The sequence below is a fragment of the Candidatus Foliamicus sp. genome, assembly GCF_965221325.1.
Taxonomy (GTDB): Bacteria; Pseudomonadota; Gammaproteobacteria; order Steroidobacterales; family Foliamicaceae; genus Foliamicus.
The window spans coordinates 1,757,450-1,780,526 of record NZ_OZ244880.1 but is presented as its reverse complement, the minus strand read 5'-3'; the positions used below and the strand labels follow the sequence as shown (position 1 = coordinate 1,780,526).

At 64.1% G+C, this 23,077-nt stretch carries 11 protein-coding genes and 1 pseudogene; 10 read left to right on the top strand and 2 right to left on the bottom strand.

Annotation, left to right across the window (positions count from 1 at the left end; translation table 11 throughout):
- Positions 1-114 precede the first annotated feature (114 nt).
- The 6 genes and pseudogenes from rpsF to tsaB form a co-directional block, all read left to right on the top strand.
- Positions 115-453: pseudogene (gene rpsF / locus ACWCOO_RS07775) on the top strand (30S ribosomal protein S6); the annotation flags it as partial.
- A gap of 545 nt (positions 454-998) precedes the next feature.
- Positions 999-1,226: a 30S ribosomal protein S18 gene (gene rpsR / locus ACWCOO_RS07770; RefSeq protein WP_446830428.1), complete on the top strand. Its 228-nt coding sequence runs from the start codon at positions 999-1,001 to the stop codon at positions 1,224-1,226.
- An 8-nt stretch (positions 1,227-1,234) separates the two neighbouring features.
- Entirely contained in the window at positions 1,235-1,969 is a 735-nt protein-coding gene (gene rplI, locus ACWCOO_RS07765) for a 50S ribosomal protein L9 (protein ID WP_446830427.1), read from the top strand.
- Positions 1,962-3,362, top strand: a complete 1,401-nt coding sequence (gene dnaB / locus ACWCOO_RS07760; protein WP_446830426.1) for a replicative DNA helicase — start codon at positions 1,962-1,964, stop codon at positions 3,360-3,362. The genes rplI and dnaB overlap by 8 nt, the downstream gene beginning before the upstream one ends.
- Complete coding sequence (locus ACWCOO_RS07755) at positions 3,310-5,439, top strand: ATP-dependent DNA helicase (RefSeq protein ID WP_446830425.1); 2,130 nt, start codon at positions 3,310-3,312, stop codon at positions 5,437-5,439. The genes dnaB and ACWCOO_RS07755 overlap by 53 nt, the downstream gene beginning before the upstream one ends.
- Entirely contained in the window at positions 5,436-6,125 is a 690-nt protein-coding gene (tsaB, locus tag ACWCOO_RS07750) for a tRNA (adenosine(37)-N6)-threonylcarbamoyltransferase complex dimerization subunit type 1 TsaB (RefSeq protein ID WP_446830424.1), read from the top strand. The genes ACWCOO_RS07755 and tsaB overlap by 4 nt, the downstream gene beginning before the upstream one ends.
- Positions 6,126-6,242: 117 nt before the next feature.
- Here the strand turns inward: tsaB and ACWCOO_RS07745 are convergent, their stop codons facing one another.
- Positions 6,243-6,635 (bottom strand): RidA family protein, encoded by a 393-nt coding sequence (locus tag ACWCOO_RS07745; RefSeq protein WP_446832019.1) that lies wholly within the window; start codon positions 6,633-6,635, stop codon positions 6,243-6,245.
- 331 nt (positions 6,636-6,966) lie between these two features.
- Between ACWCOO_RS07745 and ACWCOO_RS07740 the strand changes: the two genes are divergently transcribed.
- The 4 genes from ACWCOO_RS07740 (at position 6,967) to ACWCOO_RS07725 (ending at position 9,448) form a co-directional block, all read left to right on the top strand.
- Entirely contained in the window at positions 6,967-7,860 is an 894-nt protein-coding gene (locus tag ACWCOO_RS07740) for an SDH family Clp fold serine proteinase (RefSeq protein WP_446830423.1), read from the top strand.
- Positions 7,857-8,132 carry a hypothetical protein gene (locus ACWCOO_RS07735; protein ID WP_446830422.1) on the top strand — a complete coding sequence of 92 codons (276 nt, stop codon included), beginning with the start codon at positions 7,857-7,859 and terminating at the stop codon, positions 8,130-8,132. Before ACWCOO_RS07740 ends, ACWCOO_RS07735 begins: the two co-directional genes overlap by 4 nt.
- 219 nt (positions 8,133-8,351) lie before the next feature.
- Complete coding sequence (locus ACWCOO_RS07730) at positions 8,352-8,732, top strand: TA system VapC family ribonuclease toxin (protein ID WP_446832018.1); 381 nt, start codon at positions 8,352-8,354, stop codon at positions 8,730-8,732.
- Between the two features lie 20 nt (positions 8,733-8,752).
- On the top strand, positions 8,753-9,448 hold the full coding sequence (locus ACWCOO_RS07725) for an SDR family oxidoreductase (RefSeq protein WP_446830421.1): 696 nt from the start codon (positions 8,753-8,755) through the stop codon (positions 9,446-9,448).
- Positions 9,449-9,494: 46 nt separating this feature from the next.
- Here the strand turns inward: ACWCOO_RS07725 and ACWCOO_RS07720 are convergent, their stop codons facing one another.
- On the bottom strand, positions 9,495-23,072 hold the full coding sequence (locus tag ACWCOO_RS07720; protein WP_446830420.1) for a fibronectin type III domain-containing protein: 13,578 nt from the start codon (positions 23,070-23,072) through the stop codon (positions 9,495-9,497).
- Positions 23,073-23,077: the final 5 nt, after the last annotated feature.

Genomic DNA, 23,077 nt, shown 5'->3' with positions numbered 1-23,077 from the left:
TCCAGGCGAGCTGTTTGCGTATAATCCCTTGCCTGCGCCGCAGGCTTAATGCTTGCGGATTTCTCCTTAGCCGCACCGCGAGAGCGGGCGGCCCAAGACCAATGAGGAGTTTCCTTGCGACATTACGAAATCATGCTCCTGATCCATCCGGATCAGAGTGAGCGCGCCCGGGTAATGATGGAGCGCTACGTAGCCATCATCGAAGGCGGAGAGGGCCAGGTGCATCGCAACGAGGACCTGGGCCGGCGCATGCTCGCTTACCCCATCGCCAAGGTGCAGAAGGCGCACTACATGTTGATGAACGTCGAGTGCGGCCAGGAAACCCTTAGCGAGCTGGTGGGAGCGCTGCATTTCAGCGACGCGGTGCTGCGACACCTGGTAATACGGTGCGACGGCGCGATAACGGATCAGTCGGCGCTGGCCAAGGCCGCGGAGCGGGAAGCTGCGCGCGAAAATCGCGAATATCCATACGACCGCGAAATGGCGCATGGGCGCCAGGGGTCGCCGGGCGACCGGAGACCCTCGAAGGACGAAGCGCCTGCGAAGGACGCGGCGCCCTCGGAAGCGGACGCGACCACCGAAGACGCAGTGCCTACCGAGGCGGATGCGGCAGGCAAGGCATCCGCAGCCCAGCATCTAGATGCGCAAGACGCCGCGGCTGAAAGCGCACAGGAAGCGGCGCCCCAGGACGTGCAGGAAGCGGCGGAGCCAGATCAGGACGCGGAGACCTCCGCAGTTGAAGATGCAGAGGACCCGTCGGCTGAGGATGCGCCGGACGCGCCAGCCCAAGAAAGGCAGGATGAAGCGGCGGCAGACGCTGCCGACGCGCCGTCGGATGCCGCCGAAGCATCGCCGGGCGGCAAACAAGCTGAAAACGCTGACGATGCGAAAGCTGCGGAGGCCGACAGCGAACAGGCCGCGAAAGCCGACAGCGCTGAAGCAGCAACGGGCGACGCCGACACCAGCAAAGCCGCAGCAGATGACAAGGAGCAAGGCAAATGAGCCGCTACAACCGCCGCCGCCGATACTGCAAGTTCACTGCCGAAGGAATCGAGGAGATCGACTACAAGGACGTGGGCTTGCTGCGGCAGTTCGTAAGCGAAACGGGCAAGATCATCCCGGCGCGCACCACCGGCACCTCGGCACGCTATCAGCGGCAGTTGGCGCTGGCCGTCAAGCGGGCCCGATTCCTGGCCCTGTTGCCCTACACGGATCAGCAGAGGTAGGCGCCGCCATGCGCATTATTCTCCTGGAACGCATCGAGAGCCTGGGCGGTATAGGCGATATCGTGGATGTTCGCGCCGGCTACGGGCGCAACTTCCTGCTGCCGCAGGGCAAGGCCGCCCCGGCCACCGACGAGCAGATTGCCGCCTTCGAGGAGCGCCGCACCGAGTTGATGGCGCGCGAAAATGAACGCATGGCCGCCACCACGGCGCGCGCAGAGCGGATCAGGGCGCTGACGCCGCTAAAGATCGTGGCCAATGCCGGCCCGGCGGGCAAACTCTATGGCTCCGTGGGACCTGCCGAGATTGCCGCCGGATTTGCCGATGCGGGCGCGGAAATCGCCCGGGCCGAAGTCTTGATGCCGGAAGGCCCGATCAAGGAGCTCGGAGAGCATGCGGTAGTGCTCAAGTTGCATGCCGATGTGCGCGAGGAAGTCGCTGTGCAGGTGGTGGGCCAGGCCGTCGACGTCGAGACCCTGCCCGGCGCCGAGCCGTTGCCGGCGGACGAGGACGAGGGCGACGAAACGCAGGCGACGGACCTGACGGTGGGCGAGGAAGACCTGCCGGGAGCGCAGGAGACCTCGGGCGAGGCGGGACCGGCGGAAGATGAGCACGCGCTGCCCGAAACCGATTCGCCCGATGAGGATGAGGCCGGGCAGGCAGCCGAATCGGTGGATGCGTCAGCGCCAGCGGCTAGCGCCGCCGCAAAGCCGGAGGAGGCCGCGAATCGCGACGGCAATGCCTGAAGGCGAGCTTCTTCCTTCTTCGGTTGACGCCGAGCGGGCCTTGCTTGGCGGCTTGATGCTGGACAATGAGTCCTGGGACGAAGTGGCCGATCTGCTCGGTGGGAGCGACTTCTCGCGTGACGACCACCGGCTCATCTACGTGGCGATCCAGGACCTGATCGCCGACGGCAAGCATTGCGACAATCTCACGGTTTGCGAGCACCTGCGCTCGCGCGAGCAGCTTGATGACGCCGGCGGCGCCGGCTATGTCGGCAATCTGCTGCTGGGAACGCCCAGCGCGGCCAACGTGCAGACCTACGCGCGGATCGTGCGCGACATGTCGATCCTGCGCCAGCTCGCTCGTGCCGGCCGACGCATTGCCGGGAGTGTTCTGAAGACCGGCGGGCGGGAGGCCGACGAGTTGCTGGACGAGGCCGAACGGGAAATCTTTCAGATCAGTGAGCAGAGTCATCAGGGCGACCTTGATGACCTGGGGCTGGGCGAGTCGTTTCGCGCCGAACTGGTGAACTGGCTGCGCGAACGCGAACGCAGCGGTGAGGCGGTGACCGGGGTGGGTACGGGCTTGACGGACTTCGACAACCTTACCGCCGGCCTGCAGAACGGCGATCTGATCATCCTCGCCGGTCGGCCATCGCTGGGCAAGACCTCGCTGGCACTGACGATTGCGCAATATGCGGCGCTGGGCAGCAAGCCGGCATCAGTGCTGCTGTTCAGTCTGGAGATGCCCAAGAAGCAGATTGCATTGCGGCTGCTGTCCTCGCTGGGCGAGATCGACCACAGCGACCTGCGGGTAGGCAAGATCGGCAAGAACTGGAGCAAGGTCAACAGCGCCCTGAACATGCTCAAGGACGCGCCGCTGCTGATCGACGATTCGCAGTTGCTCACGCCCGACCGGATTCGCTCGCGGGCGCGCCGCGTAGCGCGGGCCGAGGATCGGGCCGGCCGCCGGCTGGGGCTGGTGCTGGTGGACTACCTGCAACTCATCGACGCGACCCCCACCGACCGCCGCGACGTGAACCGCGCCATGGAACTGGGTGCGATTTCCAAATCGCTCAAGGCGCTGGCGCGCGAGCTGGACGTGCCGGTGGTCGTGCTTTCGCAGTTGAACCGCGAGGTGGAGCGGCGGCCCGACCGCCGGGTGCAACTTTCGGATCTGCGCGATTCCGGCGCGATTGAGCAGGATGCCGATGTCGTGGCCTTCGTGACCCTGCCGGCCGGCCAGGAAAAACAGGAGCTCTTTCAGGCCAACAAGCGCTTGATTCTGGTGGCCAAGCAGCGCAATGGCCCCACCGGCGAATGCGAGGTGTACTTCGAAAGCGCTTGCATGCGTTTTCGCGATCTTGAGCCCGGCGACGCCGACGAGCTTCCGCCCCCGCCGGCCGTCGAATACTGACGGCCCACTGAGGCGCATTTCAGCCGCGGGGGAGGCGGGCAAAATCAGCACTACGCTGGACCAGGTTCAAGCCGCGTTCCGCGCTGACGGGCCGCTGTCGCGCGTCATTGCCGGCTACGTGGCGCGCGAAGGGCAGCTTGAGATGGCCGAGGCCGTTACCGAGGCGCTGGCCGGTGGCGATTGTCTGATTGCCGAAGCGGGGCCGGGCGCCGGCAAGACGGCCGCCTACCTGGTGCCCTTGCTGCTGGCCGGACGGCGCGCGGTGATTTCCACGCACTCGCGCAATCTACAAGACCAGTTGTTCCACCGCGACCTGCCCATGATCGGCGAAGCCTTGGGGCGGCCGGTGAAGGTGCGGATGCTGAAAGGCCGGGGCAACTACTTGTGCCGCTATCGGCTGGCACGCACCGCCGAGAGCGTCCTCGCGCCGAGTTCCGCCGAACAGTCGGAACTGAGTCTTGTGCGGTCCTGGGCCGAACACACCACGTCCGGCGACCTGGCCGAATGCGAGGGCTTGCCGGAAAACACCCTGCTGTGGCGGCAGATCACTTCGACCCGCGATAACTGTTTGGGAAAGGAGTGTCCGGACTTCGATTCCTGCTGCGTGTTTCGCGCTCGCGCCCGGGCCTTGCGCGCCGATATCGTTGTCGTCAACCATCACGTGCTGATGGCCCATTTGCAATTGAAAGCAGCCGGCGCCGACGGCTTGCTGCCGAAGTTCGATTGCGTAGTGGTGGACGAGGCCCACGCTTTGCCGGAAGTGGGCCGGGAAAGCTTTGCGCTGAGTCTCAGCACCCGGCAGATTGCCGAAGCGCTCAAGGACATCGAGCGCGAGGCGTTGGCGCATGGCCGCTGGAGCGAAGTGCAGGAGGCGCACTCTGCGCTGGACAAGGCGGTCCGCGACTTGCGGCTGGCCTGCGCTCGGGAGCCCGGCGAGAGCGATTGGACCCCTAACATGCTGCGGTCGGAAATCTCGCTGCTGGAATTCGCCATGGACGAATTGATCGAGTGCTGCGAGGACTCCGCCGACGAGGAGCTGCAGCCGCTGACGAACGCCGCCGCCGCGCTGTCCGAGTTGCGACAGAGGCTGGAGGTCATGTGCGGCATCCTGGAGCAGCTAAGCCCTGCGCCGGCAAAGGTCGGGCCGGCGATTGGAGAGCCGAAGGCTCACACCAACGGCGAACGATCACTGGAGAGTTTGCGGGCCGGCTGGATCCGCGTTACGCGCAGCAGTGCGAGCCTCAACCTCACGCCGGTGGACATCGCTGATGACTTTCAGCGCCTGATCGCCGAGACGGAGGCAGCCTGGGTATTTGCGTCTGCCACCTTGAGCATGGACGGCGACCTGGACCATTACGCCAGGCGGCTCGGGCTGGAGGACGCCAGGGAGCTGATCGTGGCCAGCCCCTACGACTACCGCCGCAACACGCGGCTGTTCGTGCCACAGAACATGCCTATGCCGGGCGCCGATGTGGAAGGCTATACGCGCGCCATGCTTGATGCGGCTCTGCCGCTGGCCGCGGCGGCCAACGGCCGTGCCTTTCTGCTGTTCACCAGCTATCGCGCACTTGGCGAAGCATGCGAGCTGCTGCGCCGCGATCCCGTATGGAGGAACCGTTTCGTGGCCCAGGGCGCGGGCCAGGCGCGCAATCTGCTGCTGGAGGAGTTCCGGCGGCGTGGCGACGCCCTGCTGCTGGGTACGCGCAGCTTCTGGCAGGGAGTGGATGTGCGCGGCCCCAACCTGGTGCTGGTGGTTATCGACCGATTGCCCTTCGAAGCGCCGGGCAACCCGGTGTATCGGGCGCGCCAGCAGGCCCTGCGGGCGCGGGGCGGAGATCCCTTCAATCAGATATCCCTTCCGGAAGCGGTGCTGGCGCTCAAGCAGGGCGTGGGCCGTCTGGTGCGCGGCGAGAACGACGGCGGTGTGGTCATGATTTGCGACCAGCGCCTGCTCACCAAAGGCTACGGACGCCGTTTCGTCGCCAGCTTGCCGCCGATGCCGCTGATCCGAAATGCCGACGAAGCCCTGGAGTTCATGACCTGGATTGGCGGCCGGCAGTCATCCGGCGCCGCATGAACGGGTTTCGTTGTCTGGCGCTGGAAGCCGGCGTGGCCCGGCCCACGGTGGCTGCCTGCAACGGTGATCGGGAGTGCGAGATCGAACTTTCCGACGCGCGCAAGGTTGCAGGCAGCTTGTTCGGCGCCATCGACGAGGCATTGGACGACGTGGGCCTCTCTCTGCACGACCTGGAATGCATAGCGTTCGGCAAGGGTCCCGGTGCGTTTACCGGCTTGCGGGTGGCCGCCGCCGCAGCGCAAGGATTGGCTGCCGGCTTAGGATTGGGATTGTGTCCGGTGTCGAGCCTGGCCACGCTGGCTCAGGATGCGCTGCATAGCCAGGCATCGCTTTCTGGCGCGACCGATGTGTTTGTTGCGCCAGTGCTGTCCGCCGGCCGTGGCGAAGTTTATGCCGGTTGGTATCAGGCCGCCGAGTCCGGGCTCGTGGTCAGCCGGGGCGAAGATCGTATCGCCGAGGCGAACGAACTGCGCATTCCGGGCAGCGAACCGTTTCTGGCGGCTGGCGGCGATTGGGAAGAGTGCGCCGTTGCGCGAGCCTCGGAACCGTCGCGGGTTTTGGGCGAAGCACCGGCTGCGAGACCCCGTGCCCGCGCGATCCTGCGGCTGGCGCGCGAGGATTTTCGGCTCGGCCGGGCTGTATCTCCGCGGGATGCGCAACCGGTGTATTTGAGGGCCGCCGTGTAACAGTCGGCTTTGCGCAGCATGGCTTGTCGGTTTTGCCATCCGCGTCCGGGAAGCTTGGGTTTGACGTGTCCGCGGCAGCGCCTCATGGCGGCTTTCAGCGTTGTCGCGCCCGATCGCTTAATCCGGGATGACGGCGGTAGCCTCGATTTCGACCAGTGCTGGCGGCTCCAACAGCGCCGCCACTTGCACCAGGCTCATGGCTGGATAGTGCCGGCCGAGCACGCGCCGATAGGCAGCGCCCACCTCGCGTTTCTGGTCAATATAGGCCTGCCGGCTGGTAACGAACCAGGTCAGGCGAACCAAATGTTCCGGCCGCGCCCCACCTTCCGCAATCACGGCCACGACGTTGCGCAGCGCCTGTTCCACCTGCTCCGGCAAGCCGGAGGGGAAGCGTTGTGCGGCGTCCCAGCCCACTTGGCCCGCGGCGTAGATCACCGTGCCGCGTGCCGCGACGCCATTGGAGTAGCCGGAAGGGCGCGGCCAGCCCGGCGGTTGCAGAAACTCGATCATTGCGTCGTACTTTAGCAGCGCGCCATTCGCCGCTGTGCAAACCGACCGGACGGATTCAATCATCGCAGTAATTTGTTCAAGCTTCCTGCATCTGTCCGATAAAATGGCCACCCCTATGCGCTACAGTGGGTCGCCAATTTATTTTCGCGGCAAGGAGGAAGTCCCTCTCAGAGAATTCTCGATACGAATCAACGGGGAGGGATAGCAACCAGTGACAGATATAGTGCTACGAAAACAGCTCTTGGAACAACTCGAAGGGCTGCGGGGGTCCAAGGCCCTCTTGTACGTAACGGGGGACCGTCCGGGCAAAGAGACAAGGATTGGCCAAGACGTGATCGATCTCTTTGTGGATCACCTCGATTCCATGGGTCCGGTACCGAAGATTTCACTCGTTCTCTACACTTCGGGCGGAGATACCGCTGCCGCATGGAACTTGGTAAACCTGATCCGGATGTTTGCCGAAGAATTTGAGGTAATCACCCCAAGCAAATGCCGAAGCGCCGGCACGCTCGTTTGCTTGGGCGCAGACCGTATTGTTATGACCAAGCAGGCGACCCTAGGGCCGATCGATCCTGCTATTCGTCACCCTCTGGGGCCTAGTATTCCCGGCGCCAGCAGTGACGCGCGGGCAGAGGTCAGCGTCGAGGCAGTCAATGGCTATCTGGACGCGGTTCGCCATTATGGAGGCGAACAGCGCGAGCAAGCTGAAGCGCTGTTGAGTCTCGCGCAGCAGATACACCCCTTGGTCCTAGGCCAGATTTTTCGATCCAGACAGCAAATCAGGAGCTTGGCCGAACGTCTGCTCAACCAGCGAATGCCGGACAAAACAGCGGTTGGAAAAATAGTCGATTTCCTCTGTTCGGAATCCGGTAGTCATGACTACACCATAAACCGGCGTGAAGCGGACGCTCTCGGCCTCAGTGTCGAAAAGTGTTCGGGCGAGTTATATGAAGTCGTGAGGGCGATTGGGGACAGCTATTCGACGCAGATGGAATTCCGTAACCCGCACAGCCTGAGCGCCACTCTTCTTCCTCACGCACAGAAAGTCCGCGAGTTGGCAAAGGAAAGATCCATCCACTACGAACACACGCGTGCCGTGATAGAGAGCGTCGAGCATCCGCCGCATCATTTCGTCTCTCGCGGTACAATCGAAGTTCTTGTGAATGAAGATCAAACCACGTTGCGAGAACGGGGCAACTTCGACGGTTGGATTGAAATGAAATGAAGCCCGAGACAATTTCCGAAACTCTCGTCAGCCAGACCGCTGCATCTGGTTTCCATCTTTCGTCAACGCTCGATTGGCAATCCGAGTCCGTGCGGCAGCGGAATTGCGAGTTGAAGCTTGCAGTGCCACTCACGGAAGTGCTTCGCGTGGCGTCCATTCCGGTGGAACCGGAGGAAGATGATCTGTTGAGCGGCATAAGACCGTTTCCCAAACGTGGTGGGATAGTGACCAACGAGCTGATTGATAGCCTGCGGGAAAACATTGGAGACTAGTGTGCTGTCCCGTAAATGAGTGCTATGGAGATGCGAGGCATTTTTCCTTCTTGGCAAGGCGCGACGACGCAGTGTGGCAGGCCCCACATAAGGAGGAGCAACGCCGTCAGGGAGGGAAAAGGGCCGCAGATTCTAGTAGTCATTTACGGGACAGCACACTAGGTGAGCGCATTGCTCGACGTGAATGTGCTCATTGCGCTGCTTGATGCTCAACACGACATGCACGATTCCGCAACGCACTGGTTGCGAAACAATGTAAGGCATGGATGGTCCACCTGCCCAATCACACAAAACGGCTGCCTCAGGATCATGTCTCAGCCTGATTATCCCAACTCGCTGCGACTACATGAAGTCGCGGGTCGGCTTCGGTCGTGGACAGAGACAAAGTACCATCGGTTCTGGCCAGACGACGTAAGTTTGTTGACCCGGCGAGCCGTGGAGTGGAAACGCTTGCTGGGGGCTAAGCAGATAACGGATGCTTACCTGCTTGCGCTGGCCGTTAAGCGCAGAGGACGATTCGTTTCGTTTGATTCTCGCATTGACGCAGCCGCAGTGGCGGGCGGTGGCGATCATCTGGAAGTCATTGGAAGGCCCTCGTAAGCATTCGCCCTTCAACCGTAATGATTACCGGCGCCAATCGGGGCCTGGGGCTTGAGTTCGCGCGCCAGTACGCCGCCGATGGCTGGCGCGTTCTGGCTACCTACCGCAACCCCTCCGACTCCGGGGAATTGCTGGAACTGGCCGGGAAGGGAAGTGCACAGGCCTTTCTTCTCGACGTGACCGACTTCGACGCCATCTCAGCGCTGGCCGAACAGTTGCGGGACGAATCCATCGACGTGTTCCTGAGCAATGCCGGGCTATTCGGTCCAAAGCCGGGAGCGGAATCCGATCTACGGCAGTCCTTCGGCCACATCGATTACGGGATTTTGCGCAAGGTGTTCGCCGTGAATACGCTGGCGCCGCTGAAGTGCGCGGAAGCCTTCGTGGAGCAGATCGCGCGTAGCCAGCAGCGCAAGTTCGTGGCGCTGTCGTCCATCGAAGGCTCGATCAGCCGGGCGCAGCGCGACCTCTATGGCTACCGCCCCAGCAAGGCCGCGCTTAACATGGTCACGCGGCTCCTCTCCGGCGACCTGGCCGACCGCGGAATTACCGTGGCCAGCATCTGCCCAGGTTGGGTGAAAACCCGCATGGGCGGCGAATTCGCAAAGCTGGAACTCACGCCCGCCATCGCCGACGTGCGCGCTCTCATCGCCCGCCTTACCCCGGAAGACAGCGGCTCCTTCATCGAGTCGCCCGGCAATCCACTGCCGTATTAGGGCCGCGCCCGAAGCCAAGCTTCGCGCGCGAAGGTTTAGTCTTTCGTCAGCGTCCCAACGAGCGCGAGCTGATCGTGAGCACGATGCCGCGACCGGCTGGATTCAGCGGCGCCGCACCGAGCGAGCGCAGCGAGTCCGCATAGCGGCCTGTCTCGCCCGTGTGCGGCCCAACATCCGCCAGGCGCTCGTCTGCGAGCCCGGAAAGAGCCGAAGCTGAAGCGCCGCCAAACAGCCCGCTTGAGAACACATCGCCGTTCATGCCGCCAGGAGCTGATGGCGCGCCACCCGCCGCCGAACCGTCCCACTGCAACTCCAAACGCACATGCCAGCCCGCAGTCGCCTCAAAGCGCCCGCCTACATGCAAACGGCCACTCGAAGACGCCGCAGGATTCACACCTTCACCCGCCATTGCCGAACCGCCGCCATACAACTCCACAAGACCACGGTTCACCGGCCAGCCATAACCCAACTCCAGGTCCAGACGGCTCTGATAAGCCCCCGCATCCAAAAGACCACCCAGAGCCGGAGCAACGCTTCCGCTCATACCGTCCGACCACAACCGGTCCAATACACCGCTCATGCCCCCGGCAGGACCATACGCCGGACTCAAGCGCATCCGGAAACCACCCGCACCCGCCGCAGGCTGTCTCGACAGCGTCGCCTGCAACTGCCACTCCCGGCGGCTGCCCGAACCCAGCGCCAAGCTTCGTGCCTCGCCCTCGAACTGCCAGCCCGAAGAACCCGAGTAGCGTACGCCGCCGCCCGCCTCCAGACCCATGCTCGAACCGCCGGCGCCGCCGTCATGGCGCAGACCCAGTTCCGCATAAGGCGACCACACGCCCAACTCCCAGTCCGCCTGCACCGACATACGCAAGCGCGATACACGCAGCGCCAGGTCATCCGCAGAACCGACATCCGACACCGTCACATCCGATACCGAACCGTCCGCCTTGAATGCCAGGCCCCAGACACCACGCCGCGCCAAAGGACGCTCCACACCGCCGGACAGCGCATGCACGCTCAGCGCATTGCGCACCGCATCCTGTTGTTCTTCCAGCGCACGGTCCCACACCTGCACTTCACCACGGCTGGCGCCGGCCGACAGCCACACTCCAAGACCGCTGGTATGCTGCCAGTCCGCATACGGATGTACACCCGACAGCGTAAAGCCATATGCGCCTTCGAGGACTTCGCCCCGATACGTTTCCGTGTAATCCATCTGCGCCGAGGAATGCGAGACCGCAACGCCCGCCAGCAGCGTATCGCTCAAGCGCGTATCCGCGCCCAGGTGCAGCCCGGACAAGCCGCCCGAGAACGCGATGCCGTCCTGCTGCGCGCTCAAGCTTCGGTAGCCGCCCTGACCCCAGAGCGTATAGCGCCGGCCCATACCGTCCGCGCCGCCGCCCAGGTGCATCCGGAACGATGCGCCCTCCAGCGCCCGCTGCATCAAGGCCTCGCCCGCATCCTCGGTATTCAGTGTCGGACCCGTGCTTTGCAGGAGACTCGGCAAACTATCCAGCGCCGATGATTGCGGGTCTGCGTTCTTGTCTTGCCTACTGCCGAATGTGAAATGCTGCTCCAGAAGCTGTGCTTCGCCCGTGCCGGGCGCGGCCAGACCTTGCGTATCGCCTGCCCGTGCTTGTTGCGCACGCGTTCCGATAGCATCCAGTGTCATGTCCGTGGCGCCGCGCACCAAGGGTGCCAGAATCGCCTTGTGCGCCCATTCCGTACGGTTTGCCACGCTGGGTTCGGAGACTACCGTCATCCGAAACTCCGCCACCGCCATATCGCCGTCGCTGTCCACCGCCGTCCAGCGATACAGCGTCTCATCGTGCACCGTTTCCGGCGTTCCCGAAATCGTGCGCGTGTCTTGGTCCAGATATAGCCCCGCCGGCAAGAAGGGTTCAAGCGCGTAGCGCAACTCGCCCTCGCCGCCCGTGGCTAAAGGCAGCACCCGCGGCTCGATCGCCTGGTAGCGCTCAAACGCCATGTCCGCCACGGTCTGCGCGAATACCGGCTTGGTGTCCGCCCCCACCTCCAGCAGGAACGACAGCGACGCGCTTTGCGGCATGGCCTCTGCTGATGCTTCAGCCTCGGTGACAGTGAGCGTATAGCGCGTCTCGGCCACCGGCGCCAGGGGCGTACCCGAGATCGTGCGCGTGTCCGCATCGAACCGCAAGCCCGCCGGCAACTCCGGCGACAGCGCATAGGTCAATGCGCCTTCACCGCCCTGCGCCTCGGGCAGCTCCTCACGCACCGCGCGGCCTTCGCGCAAACGCAACGCCTCCAACGACTGCCCCGCAAACGTCAGCAAGCCCGGAACGCCCGCACCGGGCAGCAAATCATCTGGAGCGGATGCAATAGCGTCTCCAAGAAGCCCCGCCGTCTGCGTCGCATTAGGTGACATACATATAACGTTAACAATTACCTCCAAAGAGTCGTAATCCGAATCCTCTGAAGAGGCATTCAGATAAATATGAGCACCCCATGTTCCGACGGTCGGACTGAATATGTCACAACTTATTTGTACTGACTGCGCTGTATTCCAATTGTCCTCCGTGAAGGTCAAGCTAGTCAGCGCAAGGACCATATTCATTTCTGTTTCCACCCCTGGGGGATACACGCTGGTTAGATTGATCGTAACGTCTTCTGTTGGCTGTGCCGTAAGTGCTACCATTAATCCACCACCGAACTCGAGTTCCACAATTCGCAACTCTCCTGGATAACTTGGATCTTCCGGATGCACTTGCCACGACAAGTCTGCTATATCGCTATCATCAACTGCCACCGATACATCCTCGGTCACACCTTCATAACCGCCGCCCGAAGCCTCCAGACTCACGCTAACGCTCTCATCCGATGCGTCATCATCATCCACTGGCGTCACCGTCACGGTCTGGGCGGTACTGTAGTTCCCCGGGGTGTTCGCGGTGTCCGCAGTGAACGTCAGGGTCGAAGGGCTCACCGTCACAGCGCCCTCATCATCGCTCGACACCGTCAGCGTCACATCGCTCGTCGGCGCCGCCGTCAGCGCCACCGTAAAGCTCCCCGAACTACCGCCTTCGTCCAAATTCAGGCTGGTTGGACTGACCGTCAAACCCGAATCCACAGGCGTCACATCCACCAGTTCGGCAGGCCCCGCGCCCGCACTGTTCGTCGCCCGCACCTCGAAGGTGTAAACCGTCCCGTTCGTCAATCCGGTCACCGGATGGCTGTAGGTCAGACCCACATCCAACCAGTTCGTAAACGAGCCGCCAGACTTGATTTTGTGCCGCACCTCATACGCCGAAACCGGACCCCCGCTTGTTGGTGCAGACCAATTCAGCGTCACGCTAGTGTCGCCCGCCACAGCGCTCAAGTCCGTAACTGGGCCCGGCTTCTCGATCACCGTCACCGTAACGCTCTCGCTCACACCGTCATAGCCGCCGCCCGAAGCCTCCAGACTCACGCTAACGCTCTCATCCGATGCGTCATCATCGTCCACCGGCGTCACCGTCACGGTCTGGGCAGTGTCGTAGTTCCCCGGGGTGTTCGCGGTGTCCACAGTGAACGTCAGGGTCGAAGGGTTCACCGTCACAGCGCCCTCATCATCGCTCGACACCGTTAGCGTCACATTGCTCGTCGGCGCCGCCGTCAGCGCCACCGTAAAGCTCCCCGAACTACCGCCTTCCAGCAAAGGCAAAGGCGGGCTAATCGCGCTTACCGTCAAATCCGAATCTACAGGCGTTGCATCCACCGATTCGGCAGGACCCGCGCCCGCACTGTTCGTCGCCCGCACCTCGAAGGTGTAAACCGTCCCGTTCGTCAATCCGGTCACCGGATGGCTGTAGGTCAGACCCACATCCAACCAGTTCGTAAACGAGCCGCCAGACTTGATTTTGTGCCGCACCTCATACGCCGAAACCGGACCCCCGCTTGTTGGTGCAGACCAATTCAGCGTCACGCTAGTGTCGCCCGCCACAGCGCTCAAGTCCGTAACTGGGCCCGGCTTCTCGATCACCGTCACCGTAACGCTCTCGCTCACACCGTCATAGCCGCCGCCCGAAGCCTCCAGACTCACGCTAACGCTCTCATCCGATGCGTCATCATCGTCCACCGGCGTCACCGTCACGGTCTGGGCAGTGTCGTAGTTCCCCGGGGTGTTCGCGGTGTCCACAGTGAACGTCAGGGTCGAAGGGTTCACCGTCACAGCGCCCTCATCATCGCTCGACACCGTCAGCGTCACATTGCTCGTCGGCGCCGCCGTCAGCGCTACCGTAAAGCTCCCCGAACTACCGCCTTCCAGCAAAGGCAAAGGCGGGCTAATCGCGCTTACCGTCAAATCCGAATCCACAGGCGTCACATCCACCAGTTCGGCAGGCCCCGCGCCCGCACTGTTCGTCGCCCGCACCTCGAAGGTGTAAACCGTCCCGTTCGTCAATCCGGTCACCGGATGGCTGTAGGTCAGACCCACATCCAACCAGTTCGTAAACGAGCCGCCAGACTTGATTTTGTGCCGCACCTCATACGCCGAAACCGGACCCCCGCTTGTTGGTGCAGACCAATTCAGCGTCACGCTAGTGTCGCCCGCCACAGCGCTCAAGCCCGTAACTGGGCCCGGCTTCTCGATCACCGTCACCGTAACGCTCTCGCTCACATTGTCGTAGCCGCCGCCCGAAGCCTCCAGACTCACGCTAACGCTCTCATTCGATGCGTCATCATCATCCACTGGCGTCACCGTCACGGTCTGGGCGGTACTGTAGTTCCCCGGGGGGGTGTTCGCGGTGTCCGCAGTGAACGTCAGGGTCGAAGGGCTCACCGTCACAGCGCCCTCATCATCGCTCGACACCGTTAGCGTCACATTGCTCGTCGGCGCCGCCGTCAGCGCCACCGTAAAGCTCCCCGAACTACCGCCTTCCAGCAAAGGCAAAGGCGGGCTAATCGCGCTTACCGTCAAATCCGAATCTACAGGCGTTGCATCCACCGATTCGGCAGGACCCGCGCCACCGCTGTTCGTCGCCCGCACCTCGAAGGTGTAAACCGTCCCGTTCGTCAAGCCGGTCACCGGATGGCTGTAGGTCAGACCCACATCCAACCAGTTCGTAAACGAGCCGCCAGAAGTGATTTTGTGCCGCACCTCGTACGCCGAAGCCTGACCCCCACTCGTCGGTGCAGACCAACTCAGCGTTACCTGATCATCGCCTGCTGTCGCACTCAAGCCCGTTACCGGGCCCGGCGGCGGTGGATGCACCGTCACGCTGAACACATCCGAGACCGACAGATTGCCGGGGTCCTTCGCCGTCACCGTCACTGTTGCGTCGCCGGCCGCCACTCCGGTTACGGTCAGCGTCGTGCCGTCCAGCGAAACCGTCGCAGTTGCCGTGTCGTCCGACTCCGGCTCATACGTCAACGGGTCGCCATCCGGGTCGCTGAACACCGAGCTGACGTCCACGGTCACTGAACTCCCAGCGATAACGGATTTATCCTCAATCGGATCATCCACCGTCGGCGGATGGTCGTCATCGTCCACTGCTACCGATACGCTATCGCCCACACCGTCATAGCCGCCACCCGCAGCACCCAGGCTCACCGTAAGGGTCTCGTCCGCCGCATCCGCATCACTCAACGGCGTCACCGTCACGGTCTGAGCGGTATCGTAGTTCTGCGCGGTGAATGTTAACTGCGCAGGGCTCACCGTCGCCGCGCCTATGTCACCGCTTAACACATCCACCGTGACCGTCACACCTTCCGGCGGCGGCGCGGTCAGCGCTACTGTATAGGTATTGGTTCCCCCAGTGCTGTCCTCTTCAATCGACAGATTCGTCGCAGACAGCACGAACTCCGCAGTCTCGTCATCGTCCACTGCTACCGATACACTATCGCCCACACCGTCATAGCCGCCGGCCGAAGCACCCAGGTTCACCATAACGGTCTCGTCCGCCGCATCCGCATCACTCAACGGCGTCACCGTCACGGTCTGAGCGGTATCGTAGTTCTGCGCGGTGAATGTTAACTGCGCAGGACTCACCGTCGCCGCGCCTATGTCACCGCTTAACACATCCACCGTGACCGTCACACCTTCCGGCGGCGGCGCGGTCAGCGCTACTGTATAGGTATTGGTTCCCCCAGTGCTGTCCTCTTCAATCGACAGATTCGTCGCAGACAGCACGAACTCCGCAGTCTCGTCATCGTCCACTGCTACCGATACGCTATCGCCCACACCGTCATAGCCGCCGGCCGAAGCACTCAGATTCACCATAACGGTCTCGTCCGCCGCATCCGCATCACTCAACGGCGTCACCGTCACGGTCTGAGCGGTATCGTAGTTCTGCACGGTGAATGTTAACTGCGCAGGACTCACCGTCGCCGCGCCTACGTCACCGCTTAACACATCCACCGTGACCGTCACACCGTCCGGCGGAGGCGCGGTCAGCGCCACCGTATAGGTTTGCGCACTGCCATCCTCGCCAATCGATAGGTTCGTGGCAGACAGCACAAACTCCGCCGTCTCGTCATCGTCCACCGTGACCGTCACACTTGCGCTGACGGTGTCATAGCCGCCGCCGGAAGCGTCGAGGTTCACGGTAACGGTCTCATCCGCTGCATCGGCGTCATCGACCGGTGTCACGGTGACGGTCTGAGTGGTGTTGTAGTTACCTGCCGTGAACGTCAAGCTGGCAGGGCTGACCGTTGCTGCACCGGTGTCATTGCTTGATACGCCGACCGCCACGGTCACAGTGCCCGGCGGCGGCGCCGCCAGCGCTACTGTAAAGGTTTCCGCACTGCCGCCTTCCGTCAGAGACAGGCTGGCCGGGGAGACCACCATAGTTTCGTCAACATTAGTGATGGAGATGGCCACATCTGCCGAGGCCGTGTTGTTGTCCCCGTCGGTGGCGGTCAGGGTGTATTCGTAGACATTGTTGGCGCCGGCGTCCGCTGGGGACTCGAAGTCCTGCGCTGCCAGGGTCACCGTCACGCCGGTGTTGGTCTCGTTGGACAGCGTGAAGCTGCCGCCGTCAGCGCCCGTCAGCGTCCAAGTGACGTTGCCCACCGGGGTACCACTAATCGTCGCCGTGCCGCTGTAGGCGGCATTTTCGGGCTGACCGGCGTCGGCCACGCCGCCCACGGCCAAGGTCGCCGCCACGCGGATGTTGAACGTCAACTCCGCCGCATCGCCGTCGCCGTCGGTGGCCGTGTAGGTGTACTCCGCCGCCGCCTGGGGTGCAGTCGGGACGCCGGTGAGGGTGCGCGCAGCAGCGTCGAAAGCCAGACCCGCCGGCAGGGCCGGCGTCGCGCCCAAAGCGTAAGTCAGCGTGCCGTCACCGCCGGCCGCTGTGGGCAATGTCAGCGTCGGGATTGCCGTGTCCCGGGTGTAGTTCTGGTCGTCAATCGTCTCCGTGCCAAAGCTCGGCATGTTGTCCGCCGCAATCGTGATGTTGAAGGTGAGGCTCGCCGTGTCGCCGTCGCCGTCGGCCGCGGTGTAGGTGTATGGCGTTGCTGCCTGCGACACGGCCGGCGTGCCGCTCAGTGTGCGCGCCGCAGCGTCGAAGATCAGGCCGTCCGGGGCCTCCGGACTCAGGGAGTAGGTCAGCGTGCCGTCGCCGCCGGCCGCTTCCGGCAGTGTCAGCGTCGTGACCGCCATGTTCTGCGTGTAGCTCTGGCCGGGTATGGCCGATGTGCCGAATGTGGGCGCGTTGAGTATGGGCGTCGCCGTGATGGTGGCCGCGGGGCCGTCGCCGGCGGTGTTGGTGGCGCGCACTTCGAAGATGTATTCCGCGCCGTTGGTCAGGTTTTTGACAATGTGGGCCGTGGTGCCTTTATCGCTGCCGTCGATGTCCGCCCAGGCGGCGGTGTCCGGCACGGCCGTCCCCGCCGCATAGCGCACCTGATACTTGGTGATGGTGGCATCCGACGGATCGTCCCAGCTCAGCGTGACTTTCGTGTCGCCTGGGGTGGCGGAGAAATTGGCCGGCTTGCCGGGAGGTTCGTCAACATTGGTCACCGTTACCGTAAAGGCGCTGGAGGTCACCGTGTTGGCTTTCTCGTCTGTGGCGGTCAGCGTGTAGATGTATGTGTTGTTGGCGTCGGTGTCCACCGGGGCCTCGTAGTCCTGCGGCGCCAGCGTCACCGTCACGCCGGTGTTGGTCTCGTTCGACAGCGTGAAGGCGTCCGCATCCGCTCCGCCCAGCGTCCAGTTCACCGCCCCGATGGGCCCACCGGGCGTGCCCGTGAGCGCCGCGGAAACGGAATAGGCCGTATTCTCCGCAATGCTTGCGTCCGATATGCTGTCCAGCGTCAGCGCCACAACCGCCGTCGGCGTGGCGGTGACTGTCGATGCGGCGCCCGCTCCATCATCGTTCTCCGCCCGCACCTCAAAGGTATATTCCGTGCCGTTGGTCAGGTTATCGACAGTGTGGCCCGTGGTCTTGTCATTGCTGCCGTCGATGTCCTTCCAGCTATCCGTATCCGCAAACGGCAGCGCCAACGTCGGCTTCGAGCGCACCTGCCACTTCGTGATGCTGGAATCCTGCGGGTCGATCCAACTCAGAGCGGCCTGGCCGTAGCCGCCTATGGCCATAAGGCCCAAAGGCGGATCCGGCGTCTCGTCGTCGTCGTCCACCGTTACGCTCACCGAACCGGTCACGCTGTCATAGCCCCCGCCGCTGGCGCTCAGCGACAGCGCCGCGCTGCCGTCATCGTTATCGGCGTCGTGCGCCGCGCTCACCGTCACGGTCTGCGGCGTGGTGTAGTTGTCTAGGGTGAACGTCAGCGGCGATGGCGTCACGCTCACATCCGTGCTGTTGCTGGCAAGCGTCACCGTCACGGGCGCCAGCGGCGCCGCGGTCAGAAACAGCGTCAACGTCTTGCTGCCGCCCTCGACCACCATCAGGCTCGCCGCGCTTAGCGTCACCGCCGACGCCACCGGCGTCACGCTTACCTTCGCGGACCTCCCGTTCTTGTTGCTGCTGCTGGTGCTGCGCCTGCCGCGCACCTGAAAATCGTATGCCGTGCCGTTGGTAAGCCCCGACACCGGGTGGCTCAAACGCCCGCCGGGGAGCACCGCCGGATTCGCCAGCGTCCAATTCCCAAAGTTCTCAGAATCCGCCGGCTTCCAGCGCACCTGCCACTGGTCTATCGCCAGCAGGGAGGACAGGGGATCCCAGCGCAGCACCGCTTGCCCATCGCCCGCCAGCGCCTCCAGATTGGCCGGCGCCGGCGGCTTCTCCAGCACCGCCACCGACACGCTCGCGCTCACCCCGTCATAGCCGCCGTCCGCCGCCGACAGCACCACCGCCGCAATGCCGTCCAACTTGTTCGAATCCGTCACCGGGGTGACCGTCACCGTCTGTCCCGTGCCGTAGTTGCCTGTAGTGAACGTCAGAACCGCTGGGCTCACCGCCGCCACGCCCGGGTCACTGCTCGACACCGTCACTGTCACCGTGTCCGCCGGCAGCGCATGCAGAGACACATCAAAGCTCTCCGCACTGCCGCCTTCCGTCAGCGTCACGGCCGCCTTATCCGTCTTCACCGCGGGGGACGCCACCGGCGTGGCCGTTTTATCATCCGAAGCCGCGCCCGCGCCGGCCACGTTCACGGCGCGCACTTCGAACACATACTCCGTGCCGTTGGTCAGACCCTTCACCGTGTGGCTCACGGTGGAGGCACCGCTGTTCTCGATGTCGCTCCAGTCCGCCGGATCCCCGTCCGGGAGACTCGCGCCCGCCTTGTAGCGCACCTGCCACTTCGTGATGCTGGCGTTCGACGGATCGGTCCAGCTCAAAAACACCTGCTCATCGCCCGGGGTGGCCGTAAAGCCCGTGGGCTGCGCCGGCAGCTCGTCATCGTCCGTCACCGTTACGCTTACCGAACCGGTCACGCTGTCATAGCCCCCGCCGCTGGCGCTCAGCATCAGCGCCGCGCTGCCGTCATCGGTATCGGCGTCGTGCGCCGCGCTCACCGTCACGGTCTGCGGCGTGGTGTAGTTGTCTAGGGTGAACGTCAGCGTGCCGGGGACCACCGTCACGTCCGCATTGGCCGTGGCGGTGTCCTGCTCCACGCTCACCGTCACCGGCGACAGCGGCGCCGCTGTCAAAGACACCGTCAACGCCGTGCTGCCGCCCTCGTCCACCGTCAGGCTCGCCGCGCTTAGCGTCACCGCCGACGCCACCGGCGTCACGCTCACGTCCGCGGGCTTGCCGTTCTTCTTGCCGCCGCTGCTGCGCCTGCCGCGCACTTGAAAATCGTAAGCCGTGCCGTTGGTGAGTCCCGTCTCCGTGTGGCGCAAGCGCCCGCCGGCGGTCACTGCCGGATACACCGCCGTCCAATCGCCATAGTCTTGGGAATCCGCCGGCTTCCAGCGCACCTGCCACTGGTCTATCGCCAGCAGGGAGGCCGGAGAGTCCCAGCGCAGCACCACCTGCCCATCGCCCGCCAGCGCCTCCAGATTGGCCGGCGCCGGCGGCTTCTCCAGCACCGCCACCGACACGCTCGCGTTGACCCCGTCATAGCCGCCGTCCGCCGCCGACAGCACCACCGCCGCAATGCCGTCCAACTTGTTCGAATCCGTCACCGGGGTGACCGTCACCGTCTGTCCCGTGCCGTAGTTACCTGTAGTGAACGTCAGAACCGCTGGGCTCACCGCCGCCACGCCCGGGTCACTGCTCGACACCGTCACTGTCACCGTGTCCGCCGGCAGCGCATGCAGAAACACATCAAAGCTCTCCGCACTGCCGCCTTCCGTCAGCGTCACGGCCGCCTTATCCGTCTTCACAGCGGGGGACGCCACCGGCGTGGCCGTTTTATCATCCGAAGCCGCGCCTGCGCCGACCACGTTCACGGCGCGCACTTCGAACACATACTCCGTGCCGTTGGTCAGACCCTTCACCGTGTGGCCGGCGGTGGAAGCCGTGCTGCCGGCAATGGGCGTCCACAGCAAGTCGTCCGCAGCAGCGTCCGCAGAGTCAAAGCGCGCGCCCGCCTTGTAACGCACCTGCCACTTCGTGATGCTGGCGCCCGGCGGTGCGGTCCAGCTCAGCGTCACTTGTTCGTCGCCCGGCGTGGCCGTAAAGTTCAAAGGCGCATCCGGCGGCTCGTCGTCGTCCCTTACCGTTACGTCCGCCGCGCCGGTCACGCTGCCGTAACCTCCGCCGCTGGCGTTCAGCGACAGCGTCGCGATGTCGTCGTTTCCATCCTCGTCCTGCGCCGCGCTCACCGTCACGGTCTGCGCTATGAAGTAGTTGTCTGCCGTGAACGTCAAAGGCAGCACGTTCCCGTCCGCCGTTACATCCGGGTTGTTGCTGACCAGCGTCACCGTCACCGGCGACGGCGGCGCTGCCGTCAGACTCACCGCAAGAGTCTGGCTGCCGCCCTCGTCGATCATCAGGCTCGCCTCGCTTAGCGTTATCCCCGACGCCACCGGTGTCACGCTCACCTTCGCGGATCTCTTCCCGTTCTTGCTGCCGCGCTTCCCGCGCACCTGGAACTCGTAGGACGTGGCGTTGGTCAGTCCTTCCGCCCAGCGGCGCAAACGCCCGCCGGGGGCCACCGCCGGAGTCCCCGGCGTCCAGCCGCCCCAGCCCCCGGAACCCGACTTCCTGCGCACCTCCCACTGGTCTATCGCCAGCAGGGGATCGAGAGAGTCCCACAGCAACAACACCCGCCCGTCGCCCGCCAATGCCTCCAGGTTCGCCGGCGCCGGCGGCTTCACCAGCACCGCCACCGAAACATGCGCCGGGTCCACGCCGGCATAGCCGCCGCCCGCCGCCGACAGCGTAACCGCCGCGATGTCGTCCAGCGTGGGCGAAGCCGTCCCCGCGGTCACCGTCACCGTCTGCGCCGTGGCGTAGTTCGTTTGGGTAAACGTAATGCTTGCTGGGCTCACTGTCGCCAAGCCCGTGTTATCGCTCAACACCGTCACCGTCACGTCGCCTGTCGGCTCCGCGCGCAGAGACACACCAAAGGTCCCCGAACTGCTGCCTGGCGTCAGCGTCAGGCTCACCGTATCCACCTCCACAGCGGGGTCCGGCACCGGCGTCGCGAGCGCATCATCCGACGCCGCGCCCGCGCCGACCGCGTTCACCGCACGCACTTCGAACACATACTGGGTATCGTTGGCCAGGCCCATCACCGTATGGCTGGTGGTCGAAGCACTGCTGTTGGCGATATCGCTCCAGACCGCCGTATCATCGTCGGGGAGACTCGCGCCCGCCTTGTGGCGCACCTGCCACTGCGTGATGCTGGCGTTCGACGGATCGGTCCAGTTCAAAGACACCTGTTCGTCGCCCGGCGTGGCCGTAAGGCCCGTGGGCGGCGGCGGCGGCTCGTCGTCGTCCGTCACCGTTACGCTCACCGTGCCGGTCACGCTGCCGTAACCCCCGCCGCTGGCGGTCAGCGACAGCGCCGCGCTGTCGTCATCGCCGTCGGTGTCGTGCGCCGCGCTCACCGTCACCGTCTGCGCCGTGGCGTAGCCGCCTTTAGTGAACGTCAGCGAAGTCTTGTCCACCGTCACGTCCGCATTGGCCGTGGCGGCGTCCTGCGCCACGCTCACCGTCACGGGCGAGGAAGGCGCAATGGACAGCGCTACCGTGAACGTCCCGCTGCCGCCCTCGTCCACCGTGAGCTGCTCCAGAACCAGCGTCAGAGCCGGGGCCTTCGGCGTGGCCGTCACCTCGGCCGAGGCCGCGCCGGCTACCGTCACTGCCGAGGCCGTCCCATCGACCGTGACGCTGGCCTCCTTCAGCGCGCGCACCTCGAATGCATAGGTCTCGTCATTCGTCAGACCCGTTACCGTATGACCGGCTGTGCTGGCGCCGCTGCCGGCGATGTCCGTCCAATCGCCATAGTCACCCGTGCCCGCCTTGCGGCGCACTTGCCAGCCCGATACGCCGTCCACCGCCGTCCACGACAGCTCCACCTGCCCGCCGCCCGCAACCGCCGTCACCGAAGGCGCCGCCGGCGGCAGCGCAGGCGTGGTCTGCACCACGCACGTGTCTTGTGAACCGCCGCTCTCGCCGTTCGGATTGACCGCGCGCCACTCGAACACATAGGCCGTGCCGTTGCTCAAACTGCCCACTATGTGGCTGGTGGTCAAAGCGTTGCTGCCGTCGATGTCCGCCCACAGGCTGGCGTCGCCCGCACCAAAACTCGTACCCGCCTTGTGGCGCAACTGCCACTTGTCCACCATGCGCCCGGTCTCCTCCGGCGGCGGCGTCCAACTCAGCTTCACCTGACCATCGCCCGGCTCCGCCGCGCAATTGCCCGGCTTGCCCGGCGGCAAACGCCCCTCGTCGTCGTCCACCGTCACGTTCACGAAAAAGTTGCCGTTGTAGGGATAGCCCGAGGCCACCCACAGCCACACCCGGGCTTGCTCGTCCCTGCCATCGCTGTCCTGCACGCCGAACAGTTCCACCTCCTGCGGGTCCGACCATTTCCACTTGTCCAACCCAAGCCCCGTCGAGTTAAACTCAAAGGACGTATCCGTACTACTCAACGTCACCTTGTTCGTGTCTTCCAGGCTTGAACTCTTGATTGCACTGAGTTTGACCAGCGCCGTATTGTTCGGGCCCGGATCGCTGCGCAGACGCACCGTGAATGTGGTCGGAGAGGTGGACTCCTCGGGCACACTCAGCGAGAGGGGAGTGACCACGAGGC

Excerpts from the sequence above, each read along its gene's own strand:
- rpsR (WP_446830428.1), top strand. The coding sequence starts at position 999 with ATGAGCCGCTACAACCGCCGCCGCCGATACTGCAAGTTCACTGCCGAA.
- rplI (WP_446830427.1), top strand. The coding sequence starts at position 1,235 with ATGCGCATTATTCTCCTGGAACGCATCGAGAGCCTGGGCGGTATAGGC.
- dnaB (WP_446830426.1), top strand. The coding sequence starts at position 1,962 with ATGCCTGAAGGCGAGCTTCTTCCTTCTTCGGTTGACGCCGAGCGGGCC.
- tsaB (WP_446830424.1), top strand. The coding sequence starts at position 5,436 with ATGAACGGGTTTCGTTGTCTGGCGCTGGAAGCCGGCGTGGCCCGGCCC.
- ACWCOO_RS07745 (WP_446832019.1), bottom strand. The coding sequence starts at position 6,635 with ATGATCGAGTTTCTGCAACCGCCGGGCTGGCCGCGCCCTTCCGGCTAC.
- ACWCOO_RS07735 (WP_446830422.1), top strand. The coding sequence starts at position 7,857 with ATGAAGCCCGAGACAATTTCCGAAACTCTCGTCAGCCAGACCGCTGCA.
- ACWCOO_RS07730 (WP_446832018.1), top strand. The coding sequence starts at position 8,352 with ATGCACGATTCCGCAACGCACTGGTTGCGAAACAATGTAAGGCATGGA.
- ACWCOO_RS07725 (WP_446830421.1), top strand. The coding sequence starts at position 8,753 with ATGATTACCGGCGCCAATCGGGGCCTGGGGCTTGAGTTCGCGCGCCAG.